This is a genomic window from Hamadaea tsunoensis DSM 44101 (assembly GCF_000428945.1).
Classification (GTDB): Bacteria; Actinomycetota; Actinomycetes; order Mycobacteriales; family Micromonosporaceae; genus Hamadaea; species Hamadaea tsunoensis.
Window position 1 is genome coordinate 31,114 of record NZ_AUAX01000002.1, and the last position, 19,752, is coordinate 50,865.

General features: G+C 71.1%; 13 protein-coding genes. 10 read left to right on the forward strand and 3 right to left on the reverse strand.

Annotated elements, in window-relative coordinates:
• Positions 1-162: 162 nt before the first annotated feature.
• The 5 genes from G401_RS43000 (at position 163) to G401_RS43010 (ending at position 11,277) form a co-directional block, all read left to right on the forward strand.
• Positions 163-1,773, forward strand: a complete 1,611-nt coding sequence (locus G401_RS43000) for a PP2C family protein-serine/threonine phosphatase (RefSeq protein WP_157545241.1) — start codon at positions 163-165, stop codon at positions 1,771-1,773.
• Complete coding sequence (locus G401_RS0102780) at positions 1,770-2,792, forward strand: cobalamin B12-binding domain-containing protein (RefSeq protein WP_027341309.1); 1,023 nt, start codon at positions 1,770-1,772, stop codon at positions 2,790-2,792. The genes G401_RS43000 and G401_RS0102780 overlap by 4 nt, the downstream gene beginning before the upstream one ends.
• Before the next feature lie 56 nt (positions 2,793-2,848).
• Positions 2,849-3,670, forward strand: coding sequence for an MEDS domain-containing protein (locus tag G401_RS43005; protein ID WP_051366050.1), 822 nt, complete (start codon positions 2,849-2,851; stop codon positions 3,668-3,670).
• On the forward strand, positions 3,667-4,635 hold the full coding sequence (locus G401_RS0102790) for a sensor histidine kinase (protein WP_027341310.1): 969 nt from the start codon (positions 3,667-3,669) through the stop codon (positions 4,633-4,635). The genes G401_RS43005 and G401_RS0102790 overlap by 4 nt, the downstream gene beginning before the upstream one ends.
• A gap of 141 nt (positions 4,636-4,776) precedes the next feature.
• Positions 4,777-11,277 carry an RHS repeat domain-containing protein gene (locus tag G401_RS43010; RefSeq protein WP_051366051.1) on the forward strand — a complete coding sequence of 2,167 codons (6,501 nt, stop codon included), beginning with the start codon at positions 4,777-4,779 and terminating at the stop codon, positions 11,275-11,277.
• A gap of 103 nt (positions 11,278-11,380) precedes the next feature.
• Here the strand turns inward: G401_RS43010 and G401_RS43015 are convergent, their stop codons facing one another.
• The gene (locus G401_RS43015; RefSeq protein ID WP_051366052.1) at positions 11,381-12,238 is read right to left on the reverse strand and encodes a DUF1996 domain-containing protein; all 858 of its coding nucleotides are present in this window, start codon (positions 12,236-12,238) and stop codon (positions 11,381-11,383) included.
• Between the two features lie 293 nt (positions 12,239-12,531).
• On the opposite strand from G401_RS43015, the gene G401_RS43020 reads away from it, so the two are divergent.
• Both G401_RS43020 and G401_RS43025 read left to right on the forward strand, forming a co-directional pair.
• Complete coding sequence (locus tag G401_RS43020; protein WP_034590614.1) at positions 12,532-14,787, forward strand: discoidin domain-containing protein; 2,256 nt, start codon at positions 12,532-12,534, stop codon at positions 14,785-14,787.
• A 148-nt stretch (positions 14,788-14,935) separates the two neighbouring features.
• Positions 14,936-15,289 (forward strand): hypothetical protein, encoded by a 354-nt coding sequence (locus G401_RS43025; protein ID WP_157545243.1) that lies wholly within the window; start codon positions 14,936-14,938, stop codon positions 15,287-15,289.
• Between the two features lie 45 nt (positions 15,290-15,334).
• Here the strand turns inward: G401_RS43025 and G401_RS0102815 are convergent, their stop codons facing one another.
• On the reverse strand, positions 15,335-15,742 hold the full coding sequence (locus tag G401_RS0102815; RefSeq protein WP_027341311.1) for a hypothetical protein: 408 nt from the start codon (positions 15,740-15,742) through the stop codon (positions 15,335-15,337).
• A gap of 127 nt (positions 15,743-15,869) precedes the next feature.
• Between G401_RS0102815 and G401_RS52260 the strand changes: the two genes are divergently transcribed.
• A complete protein-coding gene (locus G401_RS52260) occupies positions 15,870-16,613 on the forward strand; it encodes a class I SAM-dependent methyltransferase (RefSeq protein ID WP_051366054.1) in 744 nt (247 codons plus the stop codon).
• A gap of 97 nt (positions 16,614-16,710) precedes the next feature.
• Positions 16,711-18,435, forward strand: a complete 1,725-nt coding sequence (locus tag G401_RS43035) for an MFS transporter (protein WP_051366055.1) — start codon at positions 16,711-16,713, stop codon at positions 18,433-18,435.
• Positions 18,436-18,442: 7 nt separating this feature from the next.
• Here G401_RS43035 and G401_RS0102830 read toward each other — a convergent pair whose 3' ends face one another.
• Entirely contained in the window at positions 18,443-19,048 is a 606-nt protein-coding gene (locus G401_RS0102830) for an MBL fold metallo-hydrolase (RefSeq protein WP_027341312.1), read from the reverse strand.
• Between the two features lie 59 nt (positions 19,049-19,107).
• On the opposite strand from G401_RS0102830, the gene G401_RS0102835 reads away from it, so the two are divergent.
• Positions 19,108-19,749, forward strand: a complete 642-nt coding sequence (locus tag G401_RS0102835) for a TetR/AcrR family transcriptional regulator (protein WP_027341313.1) — start codon at positions 19,108-19,110, stop codon at positions 19,747-19,749.
• Positions 19,750-19,752 lie beyond the last annotated feature (3 nt).

Sequence of the window (19,752 nt, forward strand, 5' to 3'; positions counted from 1 at the left end):
GCGACGGCGATGATTGTGTCCGGCCCGGTTCGCCGGACCGATCGCAGCGGACGTCTACGAATCGCGAGCCGGATGTCTCCGACATCTCGTGCGGTGTCCTCCGGACGGGGTCCGGACAATTCCTGACGTGTCAAGCGGGCCCGTGCATGGCAGGCTTGCCCCATGACCGACGACCAAGGAGGCGGTTCCGCGATCCGGAGCCGGACCGGCGCCTCGCGCCGTGCCCGCCTGGCCTCGGGAAATCCCGCCGCGGGCGTATTGACCGCCATGCTCGACGGTATCGAGGACGCAGCGGTCGCCCTCGACGGGAACGGGCTCGTCCTGGTCGCGAACGCTTCCGCCGTGCGTCTCCTCCGGGCGAAGGCGGGCGCCCCGCTGGCCGTACCGGGGGCGCTGGGGGTCGCGCTCGCCGGGCCTGAGCCCGCCTTCGAACTCGACCACGGTGACCGGCGCCTGCAAGGACGTCGGATCGTCGCCGACGGCCATGTCGTCTGGTATGTCCGCGACATCACCGAACAGGTCGTGCGTACCGATGCGCTGCTGGCGGAGCGGTGGCGCTCGGCGTTCCTGGCCGAGGCCGGCCGGCGGCTGGGCGGGTCGCTCAACGTCGCCCGGACCGCCCGCACGACCGCCCTGCTCGCCGTTCCGGTGCTGGCCGACAGTGCGCTGGTGATCCTGCCGGGTACGCGTACCCACCTGGACTGGTTCCGGGTCGACGACGCGCCGGACGCCGAGCTCGGCGCCGGCACCCTCCACCGGGGCGACCTGGCCGCGGACTCGCCCATCGGGCAGGCCCTCGACGGTCTCACGGTGCCGGACGATCCGCGGCTCGCCGAGACGCTCGGCGGCCTGCTGGCGGACGGTTTCGGGGAGATCGGTTCGGCGATGGTCGTCCCGCTGCCCGGGTACGCCGCCGCAGCCGGGGCGCTGGTGCTGGCCCGCCGCGCCGGCCGGGCCGATTTCGAGCCGGCCGAGGTGCACCTGGCACAGCAGTTCGCCGCCCGGGCCGGGACCGCTCTGGCCGCCGCCGCGCTGTACGCGGATCAGGCGTACACCGCCGACGTGCTGCAACGCAGCCTGGAAGTGCCCGAACTGCCGGCGATCCCGGGTGCCGTCCTCGGCGGCACCTACCGGCCGGCCCGCGAGCAGCTGCGTATCGGCGGCGACTTCTTCGACGTCTTCCCCGATCCCGACGGCGGCTGGATGTTCCTGCTGGGCGACGTGTGCGGCAAGGGGATCGAGGCCGCCGCGCAGACCGGCCGGACCCGGCAGACGGTGCACGCGCTGCGGCTGCTGGAACCGCGCCCGCTGCGGCTGCTGGAGCTGCTCAACGCCGCTTCGCTGAACGCCGACCGGTCCGACCTGGTCACCCTGGTGGTCGGTTCGCTGCGCCGGATCGACGGCGGCCTGCACGTCACGCTGGCCACCGGCGGCCATCCGGCACCTCTCCTCGTACGCGCCGGCGGCGGCACCGAGCCGGTCGCGGTCCGGGGCATGGCGGTCGGCATGGTGCCCGAAGCGCAGTTCGGCGAGACCGACGTCGTCCTGGCGCCGGGCGACATGCTCGTCGCGTACACCGACGGTGTGACCGAAGCCCGGGGCGGTGCCGGCGGCCGCGAGTTCTTCGGCGAACGGCTGCTGGCCGAGGTCGACGCGTACCGGGGGGCGCCCGCGCAGGTGATGGCCGAGCGCATCGCGCAGCGCGCCTCCGAATGGGCCCGCGACGGGCTGCAGGACGACGTCGCCGTCCTCGTCGTGCAGGCCGCCGCGTGACCGCCGTCACCGACGAGGACCGGGCGGCCTATCTCACCCTGCTGGCGGAGGCGGACACCCCTGCGGCGCTCGGGTTCGCCGGCGGCCTGCTCGACCGGGGCGTCGCGCCGGAAGGCGTACTGCTGGATCTGGTCGCGCGCAGTCAGGCGCGGGTGGGCGAGCTGTGGGCTGCCAACGAGTGGAGCGTCGCCCAGGAGCATGCGGCGACCCACGTGAGTGAGCAGGTGGTGGCCGCGGTCGGGGCCCGCACGGCCGTGGGCGCGTCGCGCGGCCTGGTGGTGGTCGCCTGCGTGGACGGCGAGTGGCATTCGATGCCCGCCCGGCTGCTGGCCGAGGTGCTGCGGTTGCACGGCTGGAACGTGCGGTTCCTCGGCGCGAGCGTCCCCGGCCCGCACCTGCTGAGCTACCTGCACCATTACGGTCCCGACGCGGTCGCGCTGAGCTGCTCGCTGCCGCTGCGCCTGACGACCGCGCGCCGGGTCATCGAGGCCGCGCGGGAGGCGGGTGTCCCGGTGATCGCCGGTGGCGCGGGCTTCGGCCCGCAGGCCCGCTGGGCCTTGCGGCTCGGCGCCGACCTCGCCGCCGCGGGCGCGCTGGAGGCCGTACGCGCCCTGGACGGCCGGCCGCCGGGTGGCCGCCCGCTCGCGACGGTCCCGGCGGCCGTCGCCGCCGACGACGAGCATGTGCTCATCGCCAAGCGCGGCCGCGAGCTCGTCGACGTCGCGCTCAAGAAGCTCGAAGAGCACTTCCCGGTGGTACGCGACTACACGCCGGCCCAGCGTGAGGCGACCGAGTTCGATCTGACCCAGATCGTCGAGTTCCTGTGCGCCGGGTTGTTCGTCGACGACGAGCACCTGTTCGTGTCCTTTGTGGAGTGGCTGGCGGTCGTGCTCGGGTCGCGGCGGGTGCCCCTGGTGACCGTGGACATGACCCTCCAGTGGTACGCCGGGGTCCTCTACGACTTCCCGCGGGCGCTCTCGCACCTGGCGGCCGGCCGGCGGGTGCTCGCCGCCGGATAGCGGGCGCCAGGTCAGGGGCGGTGGCGGGGCGGCGCCTGCGTGTTAGCGTTGCGGCCATGCGCCGCTCCGGGTTCGTCGACTCCGTCGACGGGCTCAGCCACCACGATCACGTCGGCTGGGTGTTCGACACCCCCGGCGACTTCCGTGCGGCCGCGACCCGGTTCCTCGCCGACGGGCTGGCCGGCGGCCAGCGCGTACTGCTCGTGACCGGCGACGTGGACGGGGCCGACCTGAGCGACGATTTCGCCGCCGCCCGCGACACCGGTGCCGCCGTCGTCCTCGACGTCGGCATGTACCGCTCCGGCGACCCGTACGTCCCGGTCGAGACGTACGCCCGGGCGGTCGACGAGGCGCTGGCCGACGGGTTCACCGGGCTGCGCGTGGCGGCCGACGTCACGTCGCTCGTGCGGACCGCCGAGGACCGGGCGGCGTTCGCCCGCTACGAGCGGCTGGCCGACGAGCTGATGATCCGCAGCATGTTCTCCGCGCTGTGCGCCTACGACCGGGCCGAGCTCGGCGCCGCGGAGGCGGCCGAGCTGGTCTGCGTGCATCCGGTGGCCCGCCGCTCGTCGGTGCCGCTGAGGCTGCACAATTCCGAGACGCCGGGGATCGCCGCGGTCCTCGCCGGGGACGTCGACATGCATGGATACGCACTGCTGCGGACGGCGCTGGACAGCGCCGACCTCACCGGCGTCGACGGCACCGTCACGATCGATGCGCGCGACCTCGCCTTCATCGATCATCGGGGCCTGATCCAGCTCGTCGAGCACGTCCGCGCCCGCGGCGCGACGACCGTCCTGTCGGTCGGCGCCCGCAGCGTCATCCGACCGCTCGCGCAGCTGCTGCGCCTGCCCGACCTGCAGGTGGTGACGGCATGAGATCGGGTCCCGCGGCCGGGCACGAGGGCATCCTGCACGAGACGGCGTTCTACGGAGCCGACGAGGAGTTCCTCGCGATCGTGCTGCCCTTCCTGCGCGACGGCGTCGCCGCCGGGGAGCCGACCGTCTCCCTGTTCGGCGAACGCAACCAGGCACTGATCCGCGCGGCGATCGGCCCCGCGAGCGGCGTGGTGTTCATCGACGGCGGCGAGCACTACCTGCGGCCGGCCGCGGCGATCCGCAGCCACCGCGAGATGCTGGCCGGCTACGTCGGTGACGGGGCGGCGCAGATCCGCATCGCCGGCGACGTACCGCACCCGGGCGTCGGTGTGCCGTGGGAATGGTGGGCCCGCTACGAGGCCGCGGCCAACGAGGTCTACGACGAGTTCCCCATGTACGGGCTGTGCCCCTACGACACCCGGATCACGCCGCCCGAGGTGCTCGACCACGCACGGCGTACGCACACGCATCTGGTGACGGCCGACGGGCTGCGCCATCGCAGTGACGCGTACCAGGAGCCCCGGGAGTTCCTGGCCACGGCCGTGACCCCGTGGAGCGAGCCGGTGGAGGCCGCGCCGCCGATCCTCGAACTGGGCGATCCCGCGCCCGACCTGGCGCGGGCGGCGCTCGCACCGCTGCAGGACATCGCGCGGCTCACCGACGACGACTGGCACGGCCTGCGGCTGAGCGTGACCGAGGCGGTCACCAACGCGCTGCTGCACGGCCGTCCGCGGGCGCGCCTGCGCGCCTGGGCGCAGCCTGGGCGGATCGTGGTCACCGTCACCGACCAGGGACGCGGTCCGGCCGATCCGACGGCCGGGCTGATGCCGGGCGCGGGGCCCGGCGGCCTGGGTCTGTGGCTGGCCCACCAGCTGTGCGCGTACGTGTCGCTGCAGCGCGACGACGAGGGGTTCACGATCCGGCTGATCGCCGGAGCGCCCTCGCTGGGCTCGCCCCTCTCGTAGCGGTCGCTGCGCCCTTGCGGAACTCGTACGGGTTTCCGCAACGCTCACCTCGCCCGATCACAGACGCCTGGTCCGCCGGTTCGATGCGGGACAAAGGTGCGCCGCGCCCTGTGGCGTACCAGGTCGTTCCTGGAGGAACACATGTCCCCATCCGACAGCCGGCCGCCGGATCCGGTGGCCGTGCCGCGGCGCTGGCGTACGCCGGTGCTGGCGGTTGCCGCTCTCGTCGGCGCGATGTTGTCTCTCACCGGTACGCCGGGCGCCGGGGCAGCCGCCCCCGCGAAGCCTCCGTCGTCGCCGTCGATTCCCGGGCAGGCCCCGGCGGCGCCGCCGGTGTCGGCGGTCGAGCCGTCGATCGCGCGGGCCGCCGCCCCCGTCTGGCCGGCGCCGGTCAGCGGAACCGTGCGCTTGTCCGGATCCCCGGCGGCGGTGGCCGGATCGGTGGTCTCGGTCGCCGCGCCACGGCGGGCGGCCGCCGACGCGAGCACCGGCACGGCCAGGAGTGGCGGCGCAGCGGCCGCCGTCACGGATCAGGCTGCCAGCCCGGGTGCGGTGGCGGTGCGTACCCTCGACCGGAGCGTGATCGCCGCGGTCGGCGGTGTGGCTGCCGGAGCCGTCCTCACCCGGGCCGACGGGGTCGCGGGGCGCGGGCCGGTCGCGGTCTCGATCGACTACTCGGGCTTCCGGTACGCCTATGGCGGCGACTTCGCCGGCCGGGTGACCCTGGTGAGCCTGCCGGCGTGCGCCCTGACCACGCCGGAGGCCGACGGTTGCCGGACTCGCACCTACCTGCACGCGGCCAATGACCAGGCGGCGGGCCGGGTGACCGCGACCGTCCAGGTAGGAACGGACACGACGGCCGCCGGCAGCGCCATGACGGTGGTGGCGCTCGCCGCCACGCCATCGAGCGGTGCGGGCGACTACCGGGCGACCGACCTGTCGCAGACGGGAACGTGGGCGGTGTCGACCGGATCCGGCTCGTTCACCTACTCGGTGCCGATCACCGCGCCGCCCGCGCCCGTGGGCAAGACGCCGTCGGTGAAGCTGGACTACGACTCGCAGTCGATCGACGGCCTGACCTCGGCGACCAACAACCAGGCGGGCTGGGTCGGGATGGGCTGGAAGCTGAACGACAGCTTCGTGCAGCGGCACTACCGGTCCTGCAAGGACGACGGCGAGTCCTCGTCGAACAGCGAGCTGTGCTGGGACTCGCCCAACACCACCGCCGGAACCGACCCCGGGTTCGCGTACTACACGATCACTCTCAACGGCGTCTCCGCGGTCATGGTGAAGGACCCGGCCAACGCCAACCTGTTCCACCTGTCCGACGACCCGGGCTGGCAGATCCAGCACATGACCGGCGGGCACGGCGCCGACGACGAGTACTGGGTCGTGTCCACTCCGGACGGCAGCCGCTACTACCTCGGCTGGGGCCGCGACGAGGCCGACTCGTCGGCGACGAACTCGGTCTGGACCGCTCCGGTGTTCGGCAACGACCCGGGCGAGCCGTGCTACACGACCGGCACGCTGTCGCCCTGCACGCAGGCCTGGCGCTGGAACCTCGACCGGGTCATCGACGCCAACGAGGTCGAGTCGGCGTACAAGTACAACGTCGAGACGAACAACTACTACTCGACGCTGGGCTCGGACGTCGAGCGCGCGTACGACCGCGGCGGCAACCTGCTGGAGATCGACTACGGCTGGGCCACCCAGATCACGGGTTCGACCTTCACCGACAAGATCACGTTCAACAACGTCAACCGCTGCCTGACCCGGATGGCCGCGACCGACCCGATCCGCAACACCGACCCGGTCTGCCCGACGATCGCCTCGACCCCGTCGGACTATCCCGACGTGCCGACCGATCTGATCTGCGCGGCCGGCGACTCGGGCAAGTGCGCGTCGCACGCCGACGCGCCGGTGTTCTTCACCACGCAGATGCTGCTCGAGGTCAGCACGTGGACGCTCAACCAGGCCGGTACGGACTGGGACCACGTGCTGAACTACACCCTGCGGCACTCGCTGGTGAACCCGACCGGCACGGTGACGAGACATCTGTGGCTCGACTACATCCAGCGCAAGACGTACGCCGGCGGGACGAGCCTGTACCTGCCCGTCATCAACTTCGACGGCAGCGACATCGACAACGAGGTCGGCTCCGGGGAGCTGAACTTCCACCGGGTCACGACCGTCCACACCGACCTCGGCGGGACGATCTCGGTCACCTACGGCCACCAGAACACCTGCGACGCGACGCACCTGCCGACCGAGGCGAACAACACCATGGACTGCTTCCGGCAGCAGTGGACGCCGGAGGGCGGCAGCCAGCAGTGGGGCTGGTTCAAGAAGTGGCTCGTGAAGACCGTCGTCATCGACCCGAGGGTCGGGTACGCGGGCTCCCACGACGGCGATCCGGTGCAGACGTACACGTACGACTACTCGGTGGGCAAGCCGGGCTGGCGGTTCCCCGAGGATCCGACGATGCGCCGCGACGACGAGTCGTGGAACGAGTGGCGCGGGTACAGCCAGGTCATCGTGACCACCGGGTCGGCCGCCGGCAAGTCGTCGACCCACTACTGGCTCTACCAGGGGCTCGACGGCGACCGGAAGGTGAAGGCGCCGGCGAGTGACGCCGACTACAAGTCGGTGACCGTCACCGGGACGGCCGGCGTCTCGTCCACGGACTACTCGTGGGCGGCCAACAAGGTGCTGGAGACCGAGACCCTGGACAGCGCCGGCACGGCCCAGGAGCACACGATCCACCACTACTGGGCCACGACGATCGCCGCGTACCCGGGGGTGAAGGACGGGCGGTTCATCCGGGAGGACAAGACGACGACCCGGACGAAGATCTCGACCTCCACCACGGCCGACACGACCTGGCGGGAGCGGATCACCGACAGCACGTTCGACATGGCGCAGGAGGCGACGAAGCTGTTCGGCCTGCCGGTGCGCAGCGAGGACCTCGGCCAGACCGGCGGCGCCGCCGACGAGCGCTGCGTCGTCACCACGTACGCGTTCAACACCGACCAGTTCTCCAACAGCAGCGTGCTGCGCTTCATGGCCCTGCCGCAGGAGGTGAAGCACTACGGGGCGGCCTGCGCGACGGCTTCGACGTCCAATCAGGACAGTGACGTCGTCACCCTGTACGACTCGGCGGCCGGTCTGGCGACGAACAAGCCGACCGACGGCAACGCGACCGAGACCGACACGTACCTGAACGCGACGTCGGTGGTCAAGACGAAGGCCACCTACGACACCGGCGGGCGGATCCTCACCGCGACCGACGGCCGCGGCAACACGACCACGACCGCGTACAGCCCGGCGGCGAACTGGCCGTGGAGCGGGACGAAGGTCACCACGCCGGTGCCCGACCCGACCGGGACGACCGGCTCGGCGACGGCGTTCAGCTCGACCACCTACCGGTCCCAGTTCGACGGCCAGACCACCCGCGTCACCGACGCCAACGGGCACGACACGCGGATGGCGTACGACACGGCGGGCCGGCTGCTCAGCGTCTGGATGCCCGCCGAGTCGGCGAGCTACCCGAACCAGCCGGCGACGATGAACTTCACCTACACCATCCCGACGGCGGTGGTCAGCACGGTGCCGGACGCGGTCACCGGGCCGGCCGTGACGGTGGCCAAGACGCTGCAGGCGGCCCCGTCGACCTACCTCACCTCGGCCACCTACGTCGACGGCAACGGCCGGGTACGCGAGACCCAGGACAGCGCCGCCGACGGCTCCGCCGGCCGGATCGTGACCGTGACCCGGTACGACGACGCCGGCCGGTCGGTCGGCACCTCGTCGGGCTTCTTCAACGCGTCGGCGCCCGGCTCGGGCATGCTCAACCCGACGCTCGCCGCGATCCCGGCGTTCGGTCAGTCCATCCTGGACTACGCCGGCCGGGTCACCGAGTCGCAGCTGCTGAAGAACGGCGTCCTGCAACCGCAGCAGCACGCGTACACGGCGTACCACGGGGACTACGTCACGACGACGTCGCCGACGGGTTCGGTCGGTGACGCGTACAGCGACGTGTTCGGCAACGTGACAAGCGTCGTGCAGCACACCCCGGACCTGACCCCGGCGAGCATCACGACGCAGTACACCTACACCCCGGCCGGCGCGCTGGCCACGATCGTCGACGCCGGCAACCACACCAGCCGCTACACCTACGACTGGGCGGGGCACGAGCTCACCAGCAGCGACCCCGACGCGGGCGCGACCAGCAGCACGTACGACGCGAACGGCAACGTGGTCGCCACCGTGGACGCCAAGAACGTCACCTTGTCCACCGTGTACGACGCGATGAACCGCAGGACCGCCGTGTGGAGCGGCGCCGCCGGCACGGGTACGAAGCTGACGGCGTTCACCTACGACACCGCGCCCGGCGGCAAGGGCGTGCAGGCGTCCGCGAGCGCGATCACCGGCGCGGGCACCTACACCCGGACCGTGGACGGCTACGACGCCGACGGCCGCAACCTCGGCAACACCGTGACGATCCCGTCCGGTGAGGGCGCCCTCGCCGGGACGTACGACACGAAGACGGCGTACGACGCGGCGGGGCACGTCGTCGGCCAGACGTTCCCGGCCGTCGGCGGCCTGCCCGCCGAGACGGTGACCGCCGCCTACGTCGCCGGCCGCGCCAGCACGCTGAGCAGTCCGCTCGGCAGCTACGTCGCGTCGACCGCGTACGCGAACTACGGCCCGATGCTCGGCCGGGTCTACGGCACGGCGACGCAAGGGGTGAACCGCTCCTTCACCTGGGATCAGACGACGGGCCGGATCACCAACATCACCACGCAGGCGGTGCAGGCCGGGGTCGCCACGACCGCCCAGAGCGACACGTACTCGTTCGACAACGGCGGAAACGTCGTGCAGTTGGCGAGCACCGCGGGACCGGCGCAGCAGCAGTGCTACTCCTACGACAGCCTGTCGCGGCTGACGTCGGCGTACACGGCCACGGCGGCGGCGGTGGGTCCGTGCGGGAGCACTCCGGCCGATCACACCGGCGGTGTCGCTCCGTACGATCTCGCGTACCACTACGACGCGCTCGGCGACATCACGTCGGTCGGCGACAACGTCACGGGGACGACGAGCACCTACACCTACGGCGACACCGGACACGTGCACGCGGTGACCGACGTCGCGCGTACCGGCGGGGCGGGCGGGCACGACTCGTTCGCGTACGACCTCAACGGCGACGAGACCAGCCGCGCGGTGACGGGCGGCACGGCGACGCTCGCCTGGGACGTGCAGCACCATCTCGCATCGTCCACTGTGGGCACAGCGGCGACCCGGTTCACCTACGACGCCGACGGGACCCGCCTGCTGCGCAAGGACCCGTCGACGGCCGTGCTCTACCTGCCGGGCCAGGAACTGCGCCTGACCGGCGGCACCGTCACCGCCACCCGCTACTACACCAGCGGCGGCGCCATCGTGGCGATGCGGGTCGGCGACACCTCCGCCGCCCACCTGTCCTGGCTCACCAGCGACGGGCAGGGCAGCACCCAGGTCACCGTCAACGGCGCGACCGGGGCGTACACGCAGCAGCGCTACCTGCCCTACGGCAAGCAGCGCGGCACGCAAGGCCCGGCGGCCGGCACCGACCGCGGGTTCCTCGGCAAGAACTACGACAGCAGCACGGGACTCGTCGCCGCCGGCGCGCGGTACTACGACCCCGCCGTGGGCGCGTTCGTGAGCCCCGATCCGCTGTCGTCCCCCGCCAACCCGCAGACCTTGGACGCGTACGCCTACAGCACCGACGATCCGGTGAACGGCAGCGACGCGTCCGGGCTGATGACGGCGAGCCAGTGCGCCACCTACCTCTGCTACCAGCAGATCATGGCGGCGTCGGCGGCCGACAACGCGCGGTCGGCGGCGTCCTGCACGACGCAGAAGTGCCACGACCAGGTCGTGCACAGCAACTGCTACTGCAACGACGGCTTCACGGTGGCCAAGAAGCCGGGCGTCAAGGATCCCTGCGACAGCAAGTGCGGCAACGACCGGCTGAAGACCGGGGCGCTGAACGCCGACAGCCTGAAGGACACGGTGGACGCGGTCAGCCTGTACAGCGAACTGCTGTACCAGGCGTTCCCGTCGGCGGACATCAGCCAGTTGATGGCCTGGAACTCCGCCTGCGTCAGCGGCGACGCGTCCTGCCCGCTGCGGGTGACGTTCACGACCGAGACCGGCCCGTACTCGGCCTGGACGCTGCTGCCGAACGTGAACCTCAGCGGCGACGTGTTCGACCTCTCCAACACCGCCAACCCGCCGGCGCCCTACTTCGAGAACTCCGTCAGCAAGGGCATCACCGGCGGTCTGGGCGCATCGGCTCCCTTCAAGGGAGTCGACATCGGGGCGACGGTGGATCTGAGTTACGAGAAGACCAAGACGAAGGGCTTCAGCTTCCCGCTGGACAACGACGGCGGGAAGTGGACGACCGGCTGGCTGTCGGTCAAGGCCCGGGCCCAGTGGACGCAGACGACGATGACCGTCACGTACGCCGACGGCGCGCCGATGCAGACCCAGACCGGCTGGCAGGTGACGATACAGACGAAGTACGCCTCGGCGGGCACCGGTGACGACGGCGCCATCCCGGCTCCCGGCGCCGACGTGCTCAACGAGCTGTTCGGCGGCTGAGCCGGCACCACCAGGGGCGAAGCGCCCGGCCGGGATCACGATCTCGGCCGGGCGTTCCGCTTTTCGGGGTTCCCTGTCGAAAGCCGGTCAGGGCTTCTTGGGGTCAGGGCTTCTTGGGGTCCTGGCCGAAGCCGTTGCACTGGCGTCCGCCGTTGATGCAGTACCCGACCAGGTACGCCTGCCGGGTGGCGTCCCAGCCGTTCATGAAGTCGTAGTGGAACGTGTAGCCGGCCCCGGAGGAGTACGCGAGCCCGCTCGTGTCGCCGTTGTTCAGCGGATAGGGCAGCTTGATCTCCAGCATCGGCAGCGGTACGGGATGGTCGGCCGGACAGCGTCCGCTCACCGGGAACGCCATGTGCGACTTGTGGTCGGCCGTGTCCAGGTGGACGCCGTCCCAGCAGCTCGGCGCGGTCAGGCGTACCTGGAGGGTGGAGCCGGCCGGGCAGGACGCCGGGATGTCGGCGCCCTTGTAGCCGGTGCACTGCCAGTTGCCCTGGAAGTGCGCCACGTCAGGCGTACGCGCGTCGCCGACGAGCAGCTTGAAACCGGCCGGGAACGGCTGGACGGTGCGGTAGTCGGTCACCCCGGACTTGTAGTAGACCGTCGGCTTGTCCGGCTGCAGCGGTACGCCGCGCTGGAGCAGCGTCGGGAACCAGTAGCCGGAGGCGTCGAGGGTGTCCTCGCAGGTGGTGGCGCCGCCGACGAGCGACTGCGGGGTGGACGCGGCGTTCGTCGACGGGTTGCCGATGAACGAGTGGTTGTGCGAGGCGCCGGCCAGGCCCGGGAAGACGATCGGGTCGTCGTTGAGGCTGTGGTTGACCGTGCAGTTGGCGTGCATCTCGTGGTACTGGGTCCGCGGCGGGTCGTCGGCCGCGTGGGCCGGGCCGGCGACGGCGGCGGTCAGCAGCAGCCCGGCGATCGCCAGCGGGGCCAGCCGGGAACGGATGGATCGGATGCGCATGTCGACTCCTTGGGCATTGAATCGAGCATCGGCAATGGATGGTGCCGGACGCTAGCAGCGGTCCGAAACAGACGGCAATCGGTTGCCATAATTTGCCAGACGGTCTTGGCCCCGACCGTGCCGCTTGAAGATCTTTTTGGCAAATCGGTGGCAAGCGATTGATCGGCGCCGCGCCGCGGCCTACCGTCTGTCGGCACCGGCGCTGCTGCCCGCTCGCCGGTCGTCCTCGCCATCCGCACCGTACGCACGCACGATGCGGTGCTGGCGCATGCCATCCGTCCACAGGAGATGCGATGCATCCGACTTCTTTCCCCACCCGGACACCCGACCGGCGTCGAGCCCTCCTCGCCGTGGCCGTCCTCACGACGGTGCTCGCCGGGTTCGTCGTGCTGGCCGTCGGGCCGGGAAGCGCCGCCGCGGCCTGCGGCAGCACGAACGTCGCCCGTAGCCGGCCCGCGACCGCGTCGTCGATCGAGGCGACCCGGCTGTCGCCCGACAAGGCGGTCGACGGCGACGCCACGACCCGCTGGGCCAGCGCCCAGGGCGTGGATCCGCAGTGGATCCAGATCGACCTCGGCACGACGACCGACCTCTGCCAGATCGTCCTCGCGTGGCAGACCTCGTACGCGACCGCGTACCGGCTGGAGGTGTCGGCGGACGGCCAGAGCGGCTGGAGCACGCTGTACACGACCTCGGCCGGAACCGGCGGGACCCAGACGATCCCGGTCACCGGGTCGGGCCGGTTCGTGCGCATGTACGGCACCGCCCGCGCGACCCGCTACGGCTACTCCCTCTACGAGTTCTCCGTGTACGCGGCCTCGGGTGGCAGCCCCTCCCCCAGTGCCAGCCCCAGCTCCAGTCCCAGTGCCAGTCCGAGCCCCAGCCCGTCCGGTTCACCGTTGCCGGGCGGCGGCGACCTCGGCCCCAACGTCGTCGTGTTCGACCCGAGCCAGCCGTCGGCCGACATCCAGGCCCGGCTGGACCAGATCTTCACCCAGCAGGAGAAGAACCAGTTCGGCGGCGAGCGCTACCAGCTGCTGTTCCGGCCCGGCTCCTACAGCGGGCTCAACGCCCAGCTCGGCTTCTACACCTCGCTCAGCGGCCTGGGCCAGAACCCGCAGGACGTCCAGATCCACGGCGACATCACCGTCGACGCCGGCTGGATGGCCGGCAACGCGACCCAGAACTTCTGGCGGTCGGCGGAGAACCTGTCGCTCTACCCGGTGTCCGGTGTGGACCGGTGGGCGGTCGCGCAGGCCGCGCCGTTCCGGCGGATCGACGTGCACGGCGGGATGACGCTCGCCTCGCCGAACTGCGGCTGGGCCTCCGGCGGCTTCATCGCCGACAGCCGGGTCAGCGGCCAGATCAGCTCCTGCTCCCAGCAGCAGTGGATGACCCGCGACAGCACCATCGGCAGCTGGAAGGGCTCCGTGTGGAACATGGTGTTCTCCGGCGTCACCGGCGCGCCGGCGCAGAGCTTCCCGACACCGCCGTACACCACCCTGGCGACCTCACCGGTCACCGAGGAGAAGCCGTACCTGTACCAGGACGCGACCGGCTACCGCGTCTTCGTGCCGTCGGTGCGTACCGGCTCCAGCGGCGCGACCTGGCTCAACGGCAACACCCCGGGCACGTCGCTGCCGATCAGCCAGTTCTACGTGGCCCGGCCCGGCGTCACCGCCGCGACCCTCAACCAGGCCGTCAGCCAGGGCCTGCACCTGCTGTTCACGCCCGGCGTCTACCACCTCGACCAGACGGTGGCGATCAACCGGCCCGGCACGGTCGTCCTCGGCCTGGGCTACGCCACCATCGTCGCCGACAACGGCGCCGTGCCGATGCGCGTCGGCGACGTCGACGGCGTGAAGATCGCCGGCCTGCTGTTCGACGCCGGCACCGCCAGTTCCCCCGCCCTGCTGCAGGTCGGGCCCGACGGAGCCGGCAACGACCACGCCGGCGCGCCCAACCTGATCTCCGACGTCTTCCTGCGGGTCGGCGGCGCGGGACCGGCGCAGGCCGCCACGGCCCTCGTCGTGAACAACAACAACACGATCATCGACCACATCTGGGCCTGGCGGGCCGACCACGGCAGCGGCGCCGGCTGGACCACCAACCCCGCCGACACCGGGCTGCTCGTCAACGGCCGCGACGTCACCGCGTACGGGTTGTTCGTCGAGCACTTCCAGAAGTACAACGTGCTGTGGAACGGCAACGGCGGCCGGACGGTGTTCTTCCAGAACGAACTGCCCTACGACCCGCCGTCCGCGGCCGCCTGGTCCCACGACGGGATCACCGGGTACGCGGCGTACAAGGTGGCGGACTCGGTCACGTCCCACGAGGCGTGGGGGCTCGGCAGCTACTGCGTCTTCACCGCCGACCCGAGCATCGCCGCGTACCACTCGTTCGAAGTGCCGGCCACGTCCGGGGTGAAGTTCCACGACGTGCTGACCGTGTCCCTCGGGAAGGGCTCGATCACCCACGTCATCAACGACACCGGGGACGCCGCCCTGCCGAGCAAGGTCACGCCGCACAACGTCGTCAGCTATCCGTGACGCGATGCGTACACCGCTTCGGTTGCTCCTGATCGTGGCGTTGCTGATCGTCGGGGCGGGCTGCGCATCGCGGCCTGCCCCGCCCGCACCGACGGCGACGTCACCGTTCGGCGGCACGGACACAGCCTGGATCGAGATCATGATTGCCATGGACGAACAGGTCCAGCCCCTCCTCGACCTGGTCGAACAGCGCGGCGCCGACGTGCCGGCGGCGGCCGGCGTACGCGCGTCGGTGGCCGCGGAACTGCCCACCCTGCGGGCGCTGCACGACGAGGCGGGACTACCCGCCGGCAACCCGCACGAGGGCATGCTCATGCCCGGGCTGATCAGTGCCGACGAGGTGGCCCGGGCGGCGGCCCTGCCCGTCGCGAACCTGGCCGCACGCGCCTCCGCCGACCTGCGGGAATTCGTCACGCATCGCGCGGACCTCGCCCGCGGCGAGGTGGCCGGGGGCCACGAGGAGCGCACCCGGGCCCTGGCGCGCCAGGTGCTTTCCTCCTGAGCGCTCCTCGGGGGTCCCGCGGTGGGACCCCCGAGGGCGGCGCCGTCACGCCGCGTCGAGGGCAGCAGTGATCTTGCGGGTCATCTCGGCGATGGTCGGCGTCTGGTTCTTCGGGTCGCGCACCGCGGACTCGACGGCGAGCATGACGATGCCGCGGAAGTTGCTCGCCTCGGCCGGCGACTGCTTCTTCAGCAGCGACATCGCCTCGGTCAGCGCCGGCAGGACCTGGTCGGCGAGACCGGCCACCGTCTTGCCGTTCAGCTGCACCGCGCCCTTCCGGGCCGCGAGCACGTGCCCGACCGGTCCGGTCGCCGAGGCGATGGCGATGGAACCGTCGGTCGCGATCCGGTGCGGCGAACCGCCCGCGGCACCGGCGGCGGCGACCAGCGACACCGCGCCGTACGCGGCCGTGCGGATGGTCTGCTTGTCCTGGTCGGAGAAGGTGATGGACATGATCGGTACTCCCTTTGTCGGTGGTGCTTTCCGGTGATGGGAATACGATCGCCCGCCGCCCTGTCATGAGCCTGTTCCGGTCCTGTCACGGCGCCTGACACGCGCCTGCCCACATACCGTGCCGGGTATGGACGTCTACGGCGGTACCAGGGTCGCGGACGCGTACGCCTTCCACCGGCCGCCGGTGCACGCTCCCCTGCTCCGCCACCTCCCACCGGGCTTCCGCGCCGGACGCGCCCTCGACATCGGCTGCGGGGCCGGCCTGTCCACCGCCGCCCTCCGCCCGTACGCCGATCAACTCGTCGGCGTCGAGGCCAGCCCGGGAATGCTGCGCCATCGGCGTACCGTGGCGCCGTTCGCCGGCTTCGCGGCAGGGACCGCCGAGCACCTGCCGTTCCGGGAGCACTCCTTCGACCTCGTCGCGGCGACCGGCGTACTCAACTATGTGGACATCGACGCGGTGCTGCCGGAACTGGCCCGAGTGCTCACGGCCGACGGAACCGTTGTGGTGTACGACTTCGGCGAGGGCGGACACGACCGCCTGGCGGACTGGCGCGCGGAGTTCGAACGGCGCTGGCCGTGGCCGCCGGGCTGGCGGCCGTTCGACCCGCGGCAGGTGAACCTGGGCGCCCACGGCTGGAACCTGCGCCACTACACCGACGTCCACCTCCACATCCCGACGGACCGCCCGACCTACCTGCGGTACGCCCTCGCGGACCTGAACGTGGACGCGGCGATCCGCGACGGCCGGGCGACCCTCGCCGAGATCCGCGACTGGGCCGAGCCGACCCTCGCCGAGGTGTTCGACGCGGCCGAACTCGACGTCGGCTACCGCGGCTACCTGGCGATCATCGACCGGTGCCTGAACTGAACGTATGAATCTCTCGATATATGCCCCGTAGGCGAGTCATAGAGCGCCTGTGCCGATAAAGGGCATTTCGGCCATAATCGGGCCGTCGAGTGCGACGATGGTGAGGGTCGTCGGTTCACCGGACTTCGAGGGGCACCGCATGCCGCAACCACTGGCTTCGGAGGAGCCGACGCCGGATCCCCGTCGCTGGCTGGCTCTCATCGTCCTGCTCAGCGGCGCCTTCATGAACCTGCTCGACGTCAGCATCGCCAACGTCGCGCTGCCGTCGATCCGTACCGAGCTGGGCGCCAGCTTCGCCGAGATCCAATGGCTGCTCGCCGGCTACACCCTGGCCTTCGCGGCACTTCTGATCACCGGCGGCCGGCTCGGCGACATCTACGGCCGCAAGCGGATGTTCCTGATCGGCATGATCGGCTTCGCGGCGGCCTCGGCGCTGTGCGGAGCCGCGCCCAACCCGACCGTTCTCGTCGCGGCCCGCATCCTGCAAGGCGCGGCCGGCGCGATCATGGTGCCGCAGGTGCTGTCCACCATCCAGGTCACGTTCCCACCTGAGGAGCGGATCAAAGCCCTGGGAGCCTTCGGCGCCACCGCCGGGCTCGGCACCGTCTCCGGTCCCCTGCTCGGCGGTCTGCTCATCGAGGCCGACTGGTTCGGCTGGGGCTGGCGCTCGATCTTCTACATCAACGTCGTGATCGCGCTCATCGCCGTTCCCCTGGCCATCGTCCTGGTACGCGAATCCCGCTCACCGCAGGCCGCCCAGCTCGACCTCCTCGGCGTCTTCCTCGTCACCGCCGGGCTCCTGATGCTCGTCTACCCCATCGTGCAGGGCCGACAGAACGGCTGGCCGCTGTGGGGGTTCGCGATGATGATCGCGGCGATCGGCGTACTCGCGGTGTTCGTCGTTCATGAGCGCCGCCGCAAGGCGCCCCTGGTGCCGATGGAGCTGTTCAGCCGGCGGGGTTTCGCTGCCGGAGTCGTCGTCTCGCTGTTCTTCTTCGGCAGCGTGGCGTCGTTCTTCCTGGTGATGACGTTCTTCCTGCAGTACGGGCTGGGCTACTCCCCGCTGCGGGCCGGTCTGACCACGGTGCCGTTCTCGCTCGGGGTCGGGATTCTGTCCGTCATCGCCTCCCGGCTCACACCGCGGCTGGGCCGGGTCGTCGTCTGGATCGGCGCCCTCGTCATGGCCGCGGGCATCGCCGGCATCATCGCCACCATCGGACACTACGGACCATACGTCCACTCATGGCAGTTCATCCCGGCCATGGCCTGCGCCGGGGCCGGGATGGGCCTCGTCATCGCCCCGCTCGCCGACATCATCCTGACCGGCGTCGACCGCCGCGACGCCGGTGCCGCCAGCGGCGTCATCAACACCGCCTTCCAAGTCGGCAACGCGCTCGGCATCGCCATCGTCGGCGTCATCTTCGTCGCCATGCTCGGCTCGCAGGCCCCGGCGGCCACCTCCGCGGTGGCTTCGGAGCTGCGCGGCGCCCTGGCCAAGGCCGGCGCGCCGCCGGCGATCCAGGACCAGGCGGTCGCCGGCTTCCAAGCCTGCCTGCACGACCGCGTCGTCGCCGACGACCCGGCCGTCGAGCCGGAGAGCTGCAAGGCCATCGCCGCCCAGCAGGCGCAGCTGCCACCGCAAACCGCGGCCACCGTGGGACCGGCGTTCGCGGCCGCCGCCACCGAGGCGCGCGAAAGGGCGTACGGGACGGCCACTCAGCACACGCTGGCGTACCAGGTGGGGTTGATGATCATGACCTTCCTGCTCATGCTGCTGCTGCCGTCGCGCAAGCCGCGGACCGTCGGACCCGGCGCAGGATGATCGCGAGTCACGGTTGCCGGATGAGGTCCTGTAGCGCCTGCCGGTGGGATGGGGCACCGTGCGAGGGATAGAGGTCGTGGAAGTCGATCGTGCTCAGCATGTGCAGTGATCGTTCGGCCTCGACCGGGTCCGCGGTGAACTGTTCTGGCGCACGGGTGAGCGAGCCGTTCCGGGTGCCGACGAGATCACCCGCGAGCAGTGCATGATCGTCGGTGGCCAGGAGGCTCAGGTGGCCGGCGGTGTGTCCGGGCGTCGCGATGACCCGCAATCCCCGGATCGTGGCGCCGTCCTCGGCCCCCTTGACCGCGACGGGGAAGATGTCGTGCACACCGGCCCAGATCGACGCGCCCGGCGCTCGGGCGGTGACTTCGTGCAGACAGCCGATGTGGTCAGGATGGTTGTGGGTCAGGATCACGTCCGTCACGTCGCCCCAGTCCGCTCCGATCTCGGCTAGCTTCTGCGTGATCAGCTCCGCGCCGTTGTTCAGGGCGGTGTCGACGAGGGTGACGCCACTCGCGTGGGACAACAGGAAGCACCTGACGTCGAACGTCATCTCCTCCGGTCCGGCCATTCCCGCGGGCAGGTGCACGTCGGCAACGATCGAGTGGATCATGTTACGCTCCTGAATCGACGACACCAGCGATGTATTCGTTACACCGAAGGTAACCTCAATTGGCAGACCAGGGCAAGCGTTCCTACACTTCCGATCTGCGCACGGCGCAGGCTTCGCGTACGCGCGCGCAAATCGTCGCCGCCGCGGCCGCCTTGTTCATCGAGCACGGCTACGCCGCCACCACGATCGAGGCGATCGCCGGGGCAGCCGGAGTCAGCCGCAAGACCGTGTTCGCCTCCGCGGGCGGCAAGGCGGAACTGATCAGGCTCGCGTACGACCACGCGATCGTCGGGGACGCCGAGCCGGTCCCGCTGCGAGATCGGCCCACGGTCCAGGCGCTTGAGGCCGAGCCGGATGCCGCTCGGCTGCTCGCCGGCTTCGCCGAGCTGGTCACCGACATGCAGGGGCGCATCGCCGGGCTGCACGTCGCACTGGCGGCCGCGGCCGAGGCCGATGCCGAGACCCGGTCCACGTTCGACGAGCTCGAGCAGCAACGGCTCACGGCCATGCGACGACCGGCGACGATCCTGTCGCGACGGGGCGCCCTGCGGCGCGGACTGACCATCAACACGGCGGCCGACATCCTGTGGCTGCACAACGATCCGATGCTCTACCACCAACTGGTCCACAAGCGACAGTGGCGACCGGCGCAGTTCCAGGACTGGCTCACTCTCGCTTTGCAGACCCAGCTCCTCAAGTGAGTC

Excerpts from the sequence above, each read along its gene's own strand:
- G401_RS43000 (WP_157545241.1), top strand. The coding sequence starts at position 163 with ATGACCGACGACCAAGGAGGCGGTTCCGCGATCCGGAGCCGGACCGGC.
- G401_RS43015 (WP_051366052.1), bottom strand. The coding sequence starts at position 12,238 with ATGCGCATCCGATCCATCCGTTCCCGGCTGGCCCCGCTGGCGATCGCC.
- G401_RS0102790 (WP_027341310.1), top strand. The coding sequence starts at position 3,667 with ATGAGATCGGGTCCCGCGGCCGGGCACGAGGGCATCCTGCACGAGACG.
- G401_RS43010 (WP_051366051.1), top strand. The coding sequence starts at position 4,777 with ATGTCCCCATCCGACAGCCGGCCGCCGGATCCGGTGGCCGTGCCGCGG.
- G401_RS0102830 (WP_027341312.1), bottom strand. The coding sequence starts at position 19,048 with ATGATCCACTCGATCGTTGCCGACGTGCACCTGCCCGCGGGAATGGCC.
- G401_RS0102815 (WP_027341311.1), bottom strand. The coding sequence starts at position 15,742 with ATGTCCATCACCTTCTCCGACCAGGACAAGCAGACCATCCGCACGGCC.
- G401_RS43025 (WP_157545243.1), top strand. The coding sequence starts at position 14,936 with ATGGACGAACAGGTCCAGCCCCTCCTCGACCTGGTCGAACAGCGCGGC.
- G401_RS43005 (WP_051366050.1), top strand. The coding sequence starts at position 2,849 with ATGCGCCGCTCCGGGTTCGTCGACTCCGTCGACGGGCTCAGCCACCAC.
- G401_RS52260 (WP_051366054.1), top strand. The coding sequence starts at position 15,870 with ATGGACGTCTACGGCGGTACCAGGGTCGCGGACGCGTACGCCTTCCAC.
- G401_RS43035 (WP_051366055.1), top strand. The coding sequence starts at position 16,711 with ATGGTGAGGGTCGTCGGTTCACCGGACTTCGAGGGGCACCGCATGCCG.
- G401_RS43020 (WP_034590614.1), top strand. The coding sequence starts at position 12,532 with ATGCATCCGACTTCTTTCCCCACCCGGACACCCGACCGGCGTCGAGCC.